Source organism: Bacillus sp. FSL E2-8887 (genome assembly GCF_038007205.1).
GTDB lineage: Bacteria > Bacillota > Bacilli > Bacillales > Bacillaceae_G > Bacillus_A > Bacillus_A mycoides.
Genome location: NZ_JBBOWS010000001.1, coordinates 3,937,677 through 3,952,406, shown reverse-complemented (window position 1 = coordinate 3,952,406; position 14,730 = coordinate 3,937,677). Strand labels below are relative to the sequence as shown.

Genomic DNA, 14,730 nt, shown 5'->3' with positions numbered 1-14,730 from the left:
GCTTTTTTCACGAATAAGAAGAAATGTGTGAGGATCTTAAGTTTTTTATTTTGCATACTGTAAGTGAGGAAACTTTGTTGCAAAGCACTTTCTTTCGGTGTTAAAATTACGTTTATGTGAAAGATTCGGGGGTTGTAAATTTATGAATAAACGAGACTATTATGAGGTCCTTGGACTTAGCCAGGGCGCTTCAAAAGATGAAATTAAAAAAGCGTATCGTCGTTTGGCTAAAAAGTACCATCCAGACGTAAGTAAAGAAGAAAATGCAATTGAAAAGTTTAAAGAAGTACAAGAAGCATACGAAGTATTAAGTGACGATCAAAAACGCGCGCAGTATGATCAATTTGGTCACGCGGGTCCGAATCAAGGTTTCGGTGGCGGAGGAGACTTCGGCGGTGGCTTCGGTTTCGAAGATATCTTTAGTTCATTCTTTGGCGGTGGCGGCGGAAGACGTCGTGATCCAAATGCTCCACGTCAAGGTGCTGATTTACAATATCAAGTTACTTTAGAGTTTGAAGAAGCTATTTTTGGTAAAGAATTAAACGTTGAGATTCCAGTGGAGGATCCATGTGATACTTGTAAGGGTAGTGGAGCAAAACCAGGGACTTCAAAAGAAACATGTAAACATTGTTCAGGATCAGGGCAAGTAAGTGTAGAACAAAATACACCATTTGGGCGTATTGTAAACCGTCAAGCTTGTGGACATTGTTCAGGAACAGGTCAAATGATTAAAGAGAAATGTACGACATGCCATGGTTCTGGTAAAGTTCGTAAACGTAAAAAAATCAATGTTAAAATTCCAGCGGGTATCGATAATGGTCAACAAATTCGTGTATCTGGAAAAGGTGAAGCAGGCGTAAATGGCGGACCGGCAGGTGACTTATATGTTGTTGTTCATGTGAGAAATCATGAATTCTTTGAACGCGAAGGGGATCACATTATTTGCGAAATGCCAATAACATTTGCGCAAATGGCACTTGGTGCGGAAGTAGAAGTTCCTACAGTTCATGGCAAAGTGAAGCTGAAAATTCCAGCAGGAACACAAACAGGAACAGAATTCCGCTTAAAAGGAAAAGGTGCTCCGAACGTACGTGGATATGGTCAAGGAGATCAATATGTAGTCGTTCGTGTTGTTGTGCCGACGAAATTAACTTCACATCAAAAAGATTTATTGCGTGAATTTGCAGGGCAAGAAGAGCAGGATGATAGCTTATTCAGAAAGCTTAAACGTGCTTTCAAAGGGGAATAATGGAAATAAAAAATGGAGTTGGTAAATTGTGAAATGGTCAGAAATTAGTATTCATACAACAGAAGAAGCAGTAGAAGCTGTCTCTCATATTTTGCATGAAGCAGGCGCTAGCGGGGTTGCGATTGAGGACCCAGCGGAGTTGACGAAAGAGCGCAAGCAACAATACGGTGAGATTTATGCACTTAACCCAGATGAATATCCAAGTGAGGGTGTTTTGGTAAAAGCATATTTCCCACAAACGGATTCTTTACACGAAACGGTTGCAGGTGTAAAATCATCTATTGATGCACTACCATCTTTCGACATCGAAATTGGTAAAGGAACTATTACAATTAATGAAGTCGATGAGGAAGATTGGGCTACTGCTTGGAAGAAGTATTATCATCCAGTTCAAATTTCTGATACATTCACAATTGTGCCGACGTGGGAAGAGTATACACCGTCTTCTCCAGATGAAAAAATTATTGAATTAGATCCAGGTATGGCGTTTGGTACAGGGACACATCCAACAACGACGATGTGTATTCGTGCGTTAGAAAAAACGGTTCAGCCAGGTGATACTGTGATTGATGTGGGGACAGGTTCGGGGGTACTTAGTATTGCTGCGGCAAAATTAGGTGCGGCTTCTGTTCAAGCGTATGATTTAGACCCAGTTGCAGTTGAAAGTGCAGAAATGAATGTGCGCTTAAATAAAACAGATGACATTGTCAATGTTGGACAGAATAGTCTATTAGAAGGTATTGAAGGTCCGGTTGATTTAATCGTAGCAAATTTACTAGCGGAAATTATTCTTCTATTCCCTGAAGATGCAGCGAGAGTTGTGAAGCCAGGTGGATTATTTATTACATCTGGTATTATTGGGGCGAAAGAAAAAGTAATTTCTGAAGCGTTAGAAACAGCTGGATTTTCAATTGAAGAAGTACTTCGAATGGAAGATTGGGTAGCAATTATTGCACGAAATGCGTAATATAGATTTTAGTCTATAAAGAACAGGGGAGTCTCTCACCGTATAAGGTGAGGGACTTGCCGTTTGTTATATGAAAATGATAACGTTTCGTTCTTTTCGTAAGTGTTGACTTACGAAAGGAACGAAACTCTACTAAGGTGATTATATGCAACGTTATTTTGTAGAAGAGAAATATGTAAATGAGACAAGTATTCGCATAATGGGTGACGATGTCCATCACATCGCAAGAGTGATGCGTATGTCAGCTGGTGACCACATTTATTGCTGTGTAAATGGTAAAACAGCAGAGTGTTCAATTGCTGAAATTACCAGTGAATTTGTGGATACCACTATTGTAGAATGGGTAGAGGCGTCAAGCGAACTTCCTGTGTTCGTGACGATTGCAAGTGGACTGCCGAAAGGAGACAAGCTAGAGTTAATTTTTCAAAAAGGAACTGAGCTTGGGGCAGCTGCATTTTTACCATTTCAAGCATCTCGATCTATTGTAAAGTGGGATGCGAAAAAAGCAGATAAAAAAGTTGAGCGTTTGAAAAAAATTGTAAAAGAAGCTGCGGAACAATCGCATAGAAGTGAAATTCCAGAAGTACACGTTCCCTCATCATTTAAACAACTGCTGTCGATGAGTAGCGAGTATGATGTTTGTCTTGTTGCGTATGAAGAAGAAGCGAAACAAGGTGAGAAATCTAATTTTGCGAAAGCTTTAGCGACGATTAAACCAGGCCAAAAGCTGCTGATTGTATTTGGACCAGAAGGCGGTTTAGCGGAGGAAGAGATAACCGCACTTCGTGAACATAAATTTGTACCATGTAGTTTAGGACCAAGAATTTTAAGAACAGAAACGGCTCCGCTTTATGCGTTAAGTGCCGCTTCTTATCATTTTGAATTGATGGGGTGATAATCAATGGCAACTGTTGCGTTCCACACGTTAGGTTGTAAAGTAAACCACTATGAAACAGAAGCGATTTGGCAATTGTTTAAACAAGGTGGTTATGAAAGAACTGAATATGAAAAAAAATCTGATGTATACGTTATTAACACATGTACAGTAACGAATACTGGAGATAAAAAAAGCCGTCAAGTAATTAGACGTGCTGTACGTCAAAATCCAGATGCGGTAATTTGTGTAACTGGATGTTATGCACAAACATCTCCAGCGGAAATTATGGCGATTCCAGGTGTAGATATTGTTGTTGGTACGCAAGATCGTGAGAAGATGTTAGGATACATCGAAGAATTCCGTAAAGAGCGTCAACCAATTAATGCTGTCCGCAATATTATGAAAACACGTGTATATGAAGAGCTCGATGTACCATATTTCACGGACCGTACACGTGCATCTTTAAAAATACAAGAAGGTTGTAATAACTTCTGTACATTTTGCATCATTCCTTGGGCGCGCGGTTTAATGCGTTCTCGTGATGGAAAAGAAGTTATTAAACAAGCGCAGCAATTAGTAGATGCGGGCTATAAAGAAATCGTATTAACAGGTATTCATACAGGTGGATACGGTGAAGATATAAAAGAGTATAACTTAGCTGGATTACTGCGCGATATGGAAGCGGAAGTAGGCGGATTGAAACGCCTTCGTATTTCTTCTATTGAGGCGAGTCAAATTTCTGATGAAGTAATTGAAGTGTTAGATAAATCAGAAGTAGTTGTACGTCACTTGCATATTCCATTACAGTCAGGATCTAATACTGTATTGAAACGTATGCGCCGTAAGTATACGATGGAATTTTTCCAAGAGCGTTTAGATCGTTTGAAAGAAGCGTTACCAGGTCTTGCGATTACATCAGACGTAATTGTTGGATTCCCAGGCGAAACAGAAGAGGAATTCATGGAAACGTACAATTTCATTAAAGAGAATCGTTTCTCTGAATTACACGTTTTCCCTTATTCGAAACGTACAGGTACTCCAGCAGCACGTATGGAAGATCAAGTTCCTGAAGACGTGAAGAACGATCGTGTTCACCGTCTAATTGAGCTATCAAATCAATTAGCGAAAGAGTATGCTTCTAAATTTGAAGGTGAAGTACTTGAAATCATTCCGGAAGAGACATTTAAAGATGGTGACCGTGAAGGTTTATATGTAGGTTATACAGATAACTACTTAAAAATTGTGTTTGAAGGATCTGAAGAATTGATTGGTAAGCTAGTAAAAGTGAAAATTACAAAAGCTGGTTATCCATATAACGAAGCGCAGTTTGTTCGTGTTCTTGAAGATGATGTAAAAAAAGAATCAGCAAGCGCATAAAATGAAACTTTAATCAGTGGGGGGTGTTCATCCCCGCTGATTATCAGCCTGACCCCCGCCTAAGTTCTTTGCTTTCGCTGAATTTTGAGGTGGGGGTCTTACTGTCCTGGCAAATAGCGGGATAAAAAAGCATGCAAACGGAAACGATTTGCATGCTTTCTTGTATTAAAAAAGGTGTTATTATAAAAAATATAGTTGTCTTCAGGGGAAAAGGATAATAGCTATCTACATAGCTTTTGAACAGGTAAGGGCATCTATTCTTCTTTTATTCTGCCAAATAGTTGACCTGAAGTGATAAAATGTATTATAATCGTAAAAGACATGCTGAAGAAGGGTTTCTTTTTGCATGCTGAAATTAGTATGTAAGTGTGATGTTTCGGAGGGAGGGAAAGAGAATGTCAAAAACAGTCGTTCGTAAAAACGAGTCTTTGGAGGATGCACTTCGCCGTTTTAAAAGATCGGTTTCTAAAACTGGTACACTTGCTGAAGCAAGAAAGCGCGAGTTTTATGAAAAGCCAAGTGTAAAACGTAAGAAGAAATCTGAAGCGGCAAGAAAGCGTAAGTTCTAAGAGAGGGTGTAAGTTATGAGTCTTCTCGGTCGTTTAAACGATGATATGAAACAAGCGATGAAGAATAAACAAAAAGAAAAATTAACCGTTATTCGTATGGTTAAGGCTGCTTTACAAAATGAAGGTATTAAACTGCAACATACTCTTACTGAAGAAGAGGAATTAACAGTTTTAGCTCGTGAAGTAAAACAGTATAAGGACTCCCTCCTTGAATTTAAAAAAGCTGGTCGTGAAGACCTTGTTGATAAACTGCAAAGTGAAATTCAGATTTTAAGCGCATATTTGCCGGAGCAATTAACAGAAGAAGAACTAGCGGATATAATTAAGCAAGTTATTTCTGAAGTTGGTGCTACATCTAAAGCAGATATGGGTAAAGTGATGACTGCTGTTATGCCGAAAGTAAAAGGTAAAACAGACGGATCACTTGTGAATAAGCTGGTTATCCAGCTATTAGCATAAAAAAGCGTCTCATTTCGTATGAGACGTTTTTTTATGCTTTTTTCAGTTTGGACGTGATATTACAAGCTCTTTTTTCATACATATGGGATGAGAGGGGGTCTTTTGAGATGAAAAAAATAGAACAAATGAAGAATTGGTTAACGAAGCAAATAGACCTGCCAGTGGATGTGTTAATGGATCTACCTCGGATCACGCTTGTTGGGCAAGTACATATCTATATAGAAAATCATCGAGGATTATTAGTGTTTTCAGATAAAGAGGTAAGATTGCTATTGAAACATGGTCAATTATTAATTAAAGGTCAATCCTTTGTTATTAAAACAATCCTTCCAGAAGAACTGTTGCTTGAAGGGATTATTGAACAAGTGACGTTTTTAGAAAATGAAAAGAAAGAGGAGTGAGGAGAAACTTCCGTTTGTGGAGTTTTTCTTCGTTACCTTGTATTAACAGGCGGTAACGTTCTGGCCTCAATATTCGGTTCGTACAAAGAGGATAGGTGGGAATTGAGTTCCACGTAAAAAACTGGCTCGTGAAGGTTAATAATTAGTGAGGATCAAGGAATCTGCTAATTAAAATTTTAGTACGAGCTAGTTTGATAATCGAATTGAAAAGTAGTGTATCTACTTTTAGAAAGGTAGTGGAGATAGTCGATGAAAAATAAATGGTTTATAAAATGGCTTGGGTATGTAAAGGTGCGAATTGAAGGTAGAGGAGCGGAACGCTTTGTTAACGAGTGTGTGCGGAAGAAATTACTCGTTTGGGATGTAAAGAAGATAGCTGATGAAACGTTAGTTTTTTGTATGTTATTACGAGATGTGAAAAAGATAAAACCAATTTATAGAAAAAATGAATGTAAATTATATTTTATTGGACGTTACGGTTTTCCTTTTTGGAATAAGCGTGTAATTAAAAATAGTGGATTTTTAATTGGGTTTTTAATATTTTTTTTCGGAATGATCGCATTGTCAAATATGGTGTGGAAAATTGAAATTACAGGAGCAAAACCTGAAACAGAATATATATTGATGAAAGAATTGGACAAAATGGGTATAAAAAAAGGTAAATTACAATTCCAAATGCTGAGTGTAGAAGATGTTCAACGTCATTTGACAGACAATATTAATGCGATTACTTGGGCGGGATTAGAAATAAGAGGGACAACATATCATTTTAAGATTGTTGAAAAAAATGAACCGAAAAAAGAAAGTGAACAACAGCCACAAAACTTAGTAGCAAAAAAAGAAGGGATTATTACAAAAACATTTGTGGAAGTTGGGAAGCCGGTTGTCATGAAAAATGACCATGTGGAAAAGGGGCAACTTCTCGTATCCGGGATGTATGGTAATGAGGAGAATCCGACAGTTGTTTCGGCTAAAGGGATTGTATATGGAGAAACGTGGTATAAATCTGAGGTGGATGTTCCGTTAAAGACACAATTTCAAGTGTATACTGGTAATTCATACAATGAACATTTCCTTAAATTTGGGAGTACTAAAATAAAAATATGGGGATTTCTACAGGATAAGTATAAGCGCTCTCGTACTGAAAGTGTAAAACATGATGTGAAATTATTTGGATTTACATTACCAATTGCATACGAGAAAGATATTGTACGAGAAGAGGAAGAAGCGAACCGAGAATATACCGAAAAACAAGCAATGAAAGTAGCGAAAGAAATGGCAGAAAAAGAACTGAAGAAAAAATTGGATGAACATGCTATGATTGTAAGTGATAACATTTTGAGTAAAGAGGTTGAGGCGGATCACCTAAAGGTCACATTACATTATACAGTGATTGAAAATATTGCAGAGCCACAACCAATATCTGAATCCGATATTCAAGGAGACTGAGTAATGGCAGAACAATTAGTAGAAATGAACCAACAATTGGAAAATCCCAACGAAGCAATCGCTCTTTTTGGGGTAAATGATGCTCATTTAAAAGTAATTGAACGAGAACTTAGTGTATCGATTGTGACTAGAGGAGAATCTGTTCGTGTATCTGGGGCAGATGAAACTGTGGTGCTCGTAGAAAAAATCTTACAACAGTTACTTGTTGTTATCCGTAAAGGTGTATCAATTTCGGAAAGAGATGTTGCGTATGCGATTCAGCTTGGGCAACAAGGGAAAATTGCTCAATTCGAAGAATTATATGAAGAGGAAATTTTTAAAACGGCAAAAGGTAAATCCATTCGTGTGAAAACGATGGGGCAAAGACGATATATTCATGCAATGAAAAAGAATGATATTGTATTTGGGATAGGACCTGCTGGGACAGGAAAAACATACTTAGCCGTAGTAATGGCTGTGAGAGCTTTAAAGCAAGGGTATGTAAAGAAAATTATTTTAACAAGACCTGCTGTAGAAGCTGGAGAGAGCTTAGGGTTTTTACCAGGTGATTTGAAAGAAAAAGTAGATCCGTATTTACGTCCACTATATGATGCGTTACATGATATTCTTGGACAAGAATATACACAACGTATGATGGAACGTGGTGTAATTGAAATTGCACCTCTTGCTTATATGAGAGGGCGTACTCTGGATGATTCATTTGTTATATTAGATGAGGCGCAAAATACAACTGGTGTTCAAATAAAAATGTTTTTAACACGATTAGGTTTTAGTTCTAAAATGGTTATTACGGGGGATCCCTCACAGGTAGACTTGCCAAAAGGGGTAAAGTCAGGTCTTTCTATTGCTGCTAATATTTTATCTGGTGTATCAGGTCTTTCGTTCATAACATTGGAACAAACGGACGTTGTGAGACACCCATTAGTGCAACGTATTATTGAGGCATATGATAAAATGGAATGATCCTATTTGTCAGGATCATTTCTTTTTGTATGATAAGGTTGGCGAATGACATATTTTTTACTATCATTAAAGACGAGGGAAATAAACTATAGGTGATAGTGGATAAAAATGTTGTCCAAAAAGTATCGTTACCTAGAAGAAATGAAAGCTATAAATAGTTTCACTTTATTTCTGGAGAGGAGAAGGTATTGAAATCATGTCAAGATCTCAAGAAATTTCTAAGTGGTTTCGTAATTTACAACATTCGAAAAAACTAAGTTGGATTTCTTACGTTTTATTAGGGGCAGTGCTGTTTTTTGCACTTATGAATAATGTAAAACCAGAGCAATTAGATGTTACAACATATTCTATTGCGAAAAAAACAATCCATTCTCCTATTAAAATTGAAGATAAAGTTACAACGGACAAAAAGAAAAAAGAAGCCGCTACAAAAGTTGAAGATCAATATACATATAAAAGTGAGTATAAACAAAATAAAGTGGATATTGTGAATGACGTCTTTGCTAAAGTAGATGAAGTGATACAAGAGATTAAAGCGGTTGGACCGGATGAGCAAAAAAAGATTACTGATGCTGAAAAAGTGGACAAGTTGAAAAAAAAATTGCCTACTGATTTAACGAAAGAATTATCTGATTCAAACTTACTAAACTTAATTAATGCGGATTCGAACCAATTAGTATTAGCGAAAGATGCAACAGTTACAGCTATTAATAGTATCATGACTGAGCATGTTAAAATGGATGAATTGAAGGATGCGAAGGAACGATATGTAAGTGAGATGAATAGTGTTAATGTTGATAATGGTTTAAAGGAATCTATTAAGGCGTTAGGGAAATATGCGATTTCTGCAAACTATTTTTATGATCCGACCTTAACAAAAGAGAAGAGAAAAGCGGAAGAAGATTTAGTTCCACCTGTTTATATTCTTCAAGGGCAAGTCCTTGTTAGAGAAGGTGAAACGATTTCAAGTGATATGTACAATCAGTTGAAATTAGTTGGCCTGTTAGAAAAAGGGAACAGTTTTCAACCCTATGTTGGGTTAGCGGTACTCATTGGTGTGCTATTGTACTTTATGCATAAGCAGTTTGAAGTGTTTTTACAGCGGAAAAGAGAAGATAGGCCGTATGTCTTAGCGTATATTACAATTTTGTCTATCACGATCGTTTTAATGAAAATCATTAGTTTGTTTCAAAAGCTTGAGTATGCAGGAATCGCGTATGTTGTTCCAGTTGCAATGGGAACAATACTTGTAAAATTAATGATTGGTGATCGATTTGTATTTTTAACGAGTATGATCTTTTCTGTATGCGGAAGTATTATGTTTAATGAAGGTGTAACGAGTACACTGAATTATAGTGTGGGGATTTATGTTTTATTAAGTTCATTATCAGTTAGTATTTTCTTGAGAGAAAAAAATCGTCGTACGATGATTTTACAAGCTGGTATACTCGTTTCTGTATTAAATGTAGTCGTATTAGCGGCTTTGCTATTATTACGTAACGGGAATTTTTCGCCTCTTGAAATTGGGGTGCAATTATTAATGGCTGCTGTTTCGGGTATTATCTCTTCTGTTCTAGCTATGGGGATTTTACCGTATTTAGAAAGTGGTCTTGGGATTGTATCGAGTATGAAATTGATGGAACTTTCAAGTCCGAATCACCCGCTTTTGCGTAAAATTTTATTAGAAGCACCAGGTACATATCACCATAGTGTAATGGTAGCTAATCTCTCAGAAGCTGCTTGTGAAGCAGTTGGAGCAAATGGAGTATTAGCGCGTGTAGGGGCGTATTATCATGATGTAGGGAAAACGGTACAACCACAGTTTTTTATTGAAAACCAAATGGGTATTGAAAACCCGCATGATAGATTAGACCCTGTAACGAGCAAAGATATTATAATTGCTCATGTAACCGATGGGGTGAGAATGTTAGAAGAACACCATATACCTCAAGAAATTATCGATATTGCTGGACAGCATCATGGTACAACGTTACTTAAATATTTTTATTATAATGCGATTAAAGAAGATAAAGAGAAATATACGGAGGAAATGTTCCGCTATCCAGGATCAAAAGCAACTTCTAAAGAGTCGGCGATCGTTGGTATTGCTGATAGTGTGGAAGCGGCGGTACGTTCGATGAACCATCCAACACCAGATCAGATTAATAATTTAGTGCAAAGTATTATTAAAGATCGCCTGCAAGATGGTCAATTTAGTGAATGTGATTTGACATTTAAGGAACTACAAATCGTTGGAAAAACGTTATGTGAAACGTTAAATGGTATTTTCCATTCCCGTATTACATATCCGGAACCGCCGGAAGAAAAGGAGAAAGAATGAGTTTATTAATTGATTTTATTGATGAAACAGAAGAAGTGAAAGACGAATATATAAGTTTGATTCGAGGTTTAGTAGAGAAAGCAGCCCAAATGGAGAACATAGAAGAAGGCGCAGAATTATCGGTTACATTTGTAGATAATGAACGTATTCGTGAAATAAACCGTGATTACCGAGATAAGGATCAGCCTACGGACGTTATTTCTTTTGCTATGGAAGAAATGGGAGAAGGCGAAATGGAAATTGTCGGTGCAGAGATGCCGCGTATGTTAGGAGATCTTATTATTTCTATTCCAAGAGCAAAAGAACAAGCTGAAGAATATGGACATTCTTTTGATCGAGAACTTGGGTTTTTAGCACTACATGGCTTTTTGCATTTGCTTGGTTATGATCATATGACAGAAGAAGATGAGAAAGAAATGTTTGGAAGACAAAAAGAAATTTTAGAGGCCTTTGGATTAGGACGATGAAAACAGGAAAACTTTTAGATAGTTTTGGATATGCTATAGCTGGTATATACTTTTGTCTTCGTCATGAACGAAATATGAAAATTCATTATTTAGCCGCAGTCATCGTTATATGCTGCGGCTTTTATTTCCATATTACAACAATGGAATGGATTGTCGTACTTATTGTGATAGGGATTGTAATGAGTTTAGAGATGGTGAATACGGCTATTGAAAAAACAGTAGACTTAGCAACCGTCGATATTCATCCGGTTGCAAAAATTGCAAAGGATGTTGCAGCAGGGGCAGTTTTATTATTTGCAATTATAGCTGCTGTAATTGGTGCTATTATCTTTTTACCGTATATGGTATAGTTGCATTCCGAAGCTTTTATTAAGCTTTGGGAGCGCCGTGAAGGCCTTTAATGAAAGAGTGTATCTATTCACATCTATGAACGGAAAGGATGCGGGAATATGAATAGCAAACAATTAATTCAAGAAGCAACCGAAGCGCGTAAACGAGCGTACGTACCATATTCTAAATTTCAAGTAGGTGCAGCTTTACTAACTCAGGATGGAAAAATATATCGTGGATGTAATGTTGAAAATGCATCATATGGTTTATGTAACTGTGCAGAACGAACAGCTTTATTTAAGGCAATTTCTGAAGGGGATAACGAGTTTGTAGCTATTGCAGTCGTAGCGGATACAAAGCGTCCAGTACCTCCTTGTGGAGCATGTCGACAAGTTATGATAGAATTATGTAAACAGGATACGAAAGTATACCTATCAAACTTACATGGTGATGTTCAAGAGACAACAGTCGGAGAATTGTTACCAGGAGCATTTTTAGCGGAGGATTTACATGAATAGAAAAGGTTATAAATCAGGTTTTGTCTCTATTATTGGCAGACCGAATGTTGGGAAATCTACATTTTTAAATCGTATTATTGGCCAAAAAATTGCCATTATGAGCGATAAGCCACAAACAACTCGTAATAAAATTCAAGGTGTATATACAGAAAATGATTCACAAGTAGTTTTCATTGATACACCAGGAATACATAAACCTAAACATAAACTAGGCGATTTCATGGTGAAGATGGCTCAAACGACATTAAAAGAAGTTGATATTGTTTTGTTTATGGTCAATGCAACTGAAGGATATGGTCGTGGTGAGGAATTTATTATTGAGAAATTACAAGAAACGAAACAACCGGTATTTTTGGTAATTAATAAAATTGACCAACTTCATCCAGAGCAATTGCTGGAGTTGATTGATCAATATCGTAAATTATATGAGTTCGCGGAGATTGTGCCAATTTCTGCATTGGACGGTAATAACGTTGAAGCGTTAATCGGAGCAATTAAAAAGTATTTACCAGAAGGACCGCAATATTACCCGGATAATCAAGTAACGGATCATCCAGAGCGATTTATTATTTCAGAGCTTATTCGTGAAAAAGTATTACATTTAACACGTGAAGAAGTACCGCATTCTGTAGCGGTTGTTATTGATGCAATTCAAAAGCGTGAGGGCGGAGCGGTTTATATAAACGCAACGATTGTTGTTGAACGTGCATCACAAAAAGGAATTATTATAGGTAAGCAAGGGAAGATGTTAAAAGAAGTTGGTAAGAGAGCTCGTTTTGACATTGAAGCACTTCTTGGTTCTAAAGTATTTTTAGAAGTATGGGTGAAAGTGCAAAAAGATTGGCGTAATAAGATGTCACAGCTTCGTGACCTTGGTTTCCGTGAAGACGAGTATTAATATGAAGTAAAGTTGTGATCAGTGGATGTTTTGTTCATCCGCTGATTATTGGTTTTTATGAACCTTGATAAATTAGGAAAAATTTTTCTCACATGAAAATGAACAAAATGGGTCAACTTAATAACAACAAAAGAAATTGGTTTATAGGCTACGCTTATTGAGAAAGGTGGATTCTTATGCTAGATTTTACCTGGAAGTTTTTCTCCAAAACAGGAAGCATTGAAACGTATTTGCTTTTGAAAGAAATGGAAAAAGACGTAAACGATGAGATGGATCAACATGAAGAGGAGTTAGCGCATCTAGACTCTCCAATTTCTTGACCCGTTTTGTTCAAACCTTGGATGGTGACGAACATGTTTCAAAAAGTTGAGGGCATTGTTATCCGTACGACAGATTACGGAGAAACAAATAAGATTGTTACAATATACTCACGGGAATTTGGTAAGGTAAGTGCAATGGCAAGAGGGGCGAAAAAGCCGAAGAGTCGGTTAGCAGCTATTTCGCAACTTATGACACATGGTCATTTTCTTATTCAAATGGGATCTGGACTTGGAACTTTGCAACAAGGCGAGATTATTTCATCTATGAAAGAAATTCGCGAGGATATATTTTTAACTGCTTATGCATCATTTATTATTGAATTAACCGATAAAGCAACAGAAGATAAGAAGCATAATCCGTATTTATTTGAAATGTTATATCAAACGTTGCATTATATGTGTGAGGGTGTTGATCCAGAAGTATTATCATTAATTTATCAAACGAAAATGCTTCCGGTATTAGGGATGCGCCCGTACTTTGATACATGTGCTATTTGTCATCAAGAAACAGATTTTGTCGCCTTCTCTGTCCGGGAAGGCGGTTTTCTGTGCTCGCGTCATGCGGAGCAAGATCCGTATCGTATTCCGGTGGGAGAGGCTGTTCATAAATTATTACGTCTCTTTTTTCACTTTGATTTACACCGGCTCGGTAATGTATCGGTGAAGGATAGTACAAAAAAACAAATGCGCACAGTATTGAATACATATTATGACGAATATTGTGGGATTTATTTGAAAACAAGGCGTTTCTTGGAACAACTTGATAAGTTTCAAATATAAAAAGGGCCGTATACGGTCCTTTTTACATACTTTCTTTTTCGAATAGCATATTTAGTATATAATATTTAAGAGATAGTATAACTTTTTTCGTTGTGCATTAAAGGTGGTGATTATCATAGAGCTGAATAAACGGCAAGAGCATATCATTCAGATTGTAAAAGATCACGGTCCTATTACAGGGGAGTCAATTGCTGGGCAATTGGGTTTAACACGTGCAACGCTAAGACCAGACTTAGCAATTTTAACGATGGCTGGTTATTTAGAAGCGCGTCCACGTGTAGGTTATTTTTATACGGGTAAAACCGGGGGACAGCTATTATCTGAAGCTGTTAAGAAAATTAAAGTGCAAGATTATCAATCTAGACCGGCTGTAATTGATAAAAATGTATCAGTATACGATGCAATCTGTACTATGTTTCTAGAGGACGTTGGTACATTATTTGTTGTAGATCAAGCTACTTTATTAGTTGGCGTTGTATCTCGTAAAGATTTATTACGAGCTAGCTTAGGAAAGCAGGATTTAACCTCTCTTCCGGTTAATATTATCATGACAAGGATGCCAAACATTGCGATGTGTCGCAGGGAGGATTCTTTATATGATATTGCGATGGAATTAATAGAAAGACAGATTGATGCGATGCCGGTTGTGAAGGATACGAAACAAGGTTTAGAAGTGATTGGACGAATTACAAAAACAAATATTACACGTGCGTTTGTAAATTTAGTAAATAACGAATAAGTGTAATTTGTTTAAAGTGAGGTAAT

General features: G+C 37.0%; 17 protein-coding genes. All 17 read left to right on the top strand.

What is annotated here, in order from left to right:
* Window positions 1-142: 142 nt before the first annotated feature.
* The 17 genes from dnaJ to NSQ08_RS20195 all read left to right on the top strand — a co-directional run bounded on the left by dnaJ (window position 143) and on the right by NSQ08_RS20195 (window position 14,704).
* Window positions 143-1,249 (top strand): chaperone protein DnaJ, encoded by a 1,107-nt coding sequence (dnaJ, locus tag NSQ08_RS20275; protein WP_002015197.1) that lies wholly within the window; start codon window positions 143-145, stop codon window positions 1,247-1,249.
* A gap of 28 nt (window positions 1,250-1,277) precedes the next feature.
* Complete coding sequence (prmA, locus tag NSQ08_RS20270; RefSeq protein WP_002067162.1) at window positions 1,278-2,216, top strand: 50S ribosomal protein L11 methyltransferase; 939 nt, start codon at window positions 1,278-1,280, stop codon at window positions 2,214-2,216.
* A 145-nt stretch (window positions 2,217-2,361) separates the two neighbouring features.
* Entirely contained in the window at window positions 2,362-3,111 is a 750-nt protein-coding gene (locus NSQ08_RS20265) for a 16S rRNA (uracil(1498)-N(3))-methyltransferase (protein WP_002015195.1), read from the top strand.
* 6 nt (window positions 3,112-3,117) lie between these two features.
* On the top strand, window positions 3,118-4,470 hold the full coding sequence (gene mtaB, locus NSQ08_RS20260) for a tRNA (N(6)-L-threonylcarbamoyladenosine(37)-C(2))-methylthiotransferase MtaB (protein WP_002067163.1): 1,353 nt from the start codon (window positions 3,118-3,120) through the stop codon (window positions 4,468-4,470).
* Between the two features lie 395 nt (window positions 4,471-4,865).
* The gene (rpsU, locus tag NSQ08_RS20255; protein ID WP_000048061.1) at window positions 4,866-5,039 is read left to right on the top strand and encodes a 30S ribosomal protein S21; all 174 of its coding nucleotides are present in this window, start codon (window positions 4,866-4,868) and stop codon (window positions 5,037-5,039) included.
* Window positions 5,040-5,054: 15 nt separating this feature from the next.
* Window positions 5,055-5,498 (top strand): GatB/YqeY domain-containing protein, encoded by a 444-nt coding sequence (locus NSQ08_RS20250; protein WP_000054578.1) that lies wholly within the window; start codon window positions 5,055-5,057, stop codon window positions 5,496-5,498.
* 107 nt (window positions 5,499-5,605) lie between these two features.
* Window positions 5,606-5,899 carry a sporulation protein YqfC gene (gene yqfC, locus NSQ08_RS20245; protein WP_002067170.1) on the top strand — a complete coding sequence of 98 codons (294 nt, stop codon included), beginning with the start codon at window positions 5,606-5,608 and terminating at the stop codon, window positions 5,897-5,899.
* 249 nt (window positions 5,900-6,148) lie between these two features.
* Window positions 6,149-7,348 carry a sporulation protein YqfD gene (gene yqfD / locus NSQ08_RS20240; RefSeq protein WP_340778369.1) on the top strand — a complete coding sequence of 400 codons (1,200 nt, stop codon included), beginning with the start codon at window positions 6,149-6,151 and terminating at the stop codon, window positions 7,346-7,348.
* Between the two features lie 3 nt (window positions 7,349-7,351).
* The gene (locus tag NSQ08_RS20235) at window positions 7,352-8,311 is read left to right on the top strand and encodes a PhoH family protein (RefSeq protein WP_002015189.1); all 960 of its coding nucleotides are present in this window, start codon (window positions 7,352-7,354) and stop codon (window positions 8,309-8,311) included.
* A 196-nt stretch (window positions 8,312-8,507) separates the two neighbouring features.
* Window positions 8,508-10,652 (top strand): HD family phosphohydrolase, encoded by a 2,145-nt coding sequence (locus tag NSQ08_RS20230; RefSeq protein ID WP_002015188.1) that lies wholly within the window; start codon window positions 8,508-8,510, stop codon window positions 10,650-10,652.
* Complete coding sequence (ybeY, locus tag NSQ08_RS20225; RefSeq protein ID WP_002088675.1) at window positions 10,649-11,119, top strand: rRNA maturation RNase YbeY; 471 nt, start codon at window positions 10,649-10,651, stop codon at window positions 11,117-11,119. The genes NSQ08_RS20230 and ybeY overlap by 4 nt, the downstream gene beginning before the upstream one ends.
* On the top strand, window positions 11,116-11,469 hold the full coding sequence (locus NSQ08_RS20220; protein ID WP_002143170.1) for a diacylglycerol kinase family protein: 354 nt from the start codon (window positions 11,116-11,118) through the stop codon (window positions 11,467-11,469). The genes ybeY and NSQ08_RS20220 overlap by 4 nt, the downstream gene beginning before the upstream one ends.
* A 99-nt stretch (window positions 11,470-11,568) precedes the next feature.
* Window positions 11,569-11,967 carry a cytidine deaminase gene (locus NSQ08_RS20215; RefSeq protein ID WP_002015184.1) on the top strand — a complete coding sequence of 133 codons (399 nt, stop codon included), beginning with the start codon at window positions 11,569-11,571 and terminating at the stop codon, window positions 11,965-11,967.
* The gene (era, locus tag NSQ08_RS20210; RefSeq protein ID WP_002088672.1) at window positions 11,960-12,865 is read left to right on the top strand and encodes a GTPase Era; all 906 of its coding nucleotides are present in this window, start codon (window positions 11,960-11,962) and stop codon (window positions 12,863-12,865) included. The genes NSQ08_RS20215 and era overlap by 8 nt, the downstream gene beginning before the upstream one ends.
* A 176-nt stretch (window positions 12,866-13,041) precedes the next feature.
* Window positions 13,042-13,185, top strand: coding sequence for a YqzL family protein (locus NSQ08_RS20205; RefSeq protein ID WP_000883924.1), 144 nt, complete (start codon window positions 13,042-13,044; stop codon window positions 13,183-13,185).
* Between the two features lie 33 nt (window positions 13,186-13,218).
* Window positions 13,219-13,965, top strand: a complete 747-nt coding sequence (gene recO, locus NSQ08_RS20200) for a DNA repair protein RecO (RefSeq protein WP_002129136.1) — start codon at window positions 13,219-13,221, stop codon at window positions 13,963-13,965.
* A 106-nt stretch (window positions 13,966-14,071) separates the two neighbouring features.
* Window positions 14,072-14,704: a helix-turn-helix transcriptional regulator gene (locus NSQ08_RS20195; RefSeq protein ID WP_002015181.1), complete on the top strand. Its 633-nt coding sequence runs from the start codon at window positions 14,072-14,074 to the stop codon at window positions 14,702-14,704.
* Window positions 14,705-14,730 lie beyond the last annotated feature (26 nt).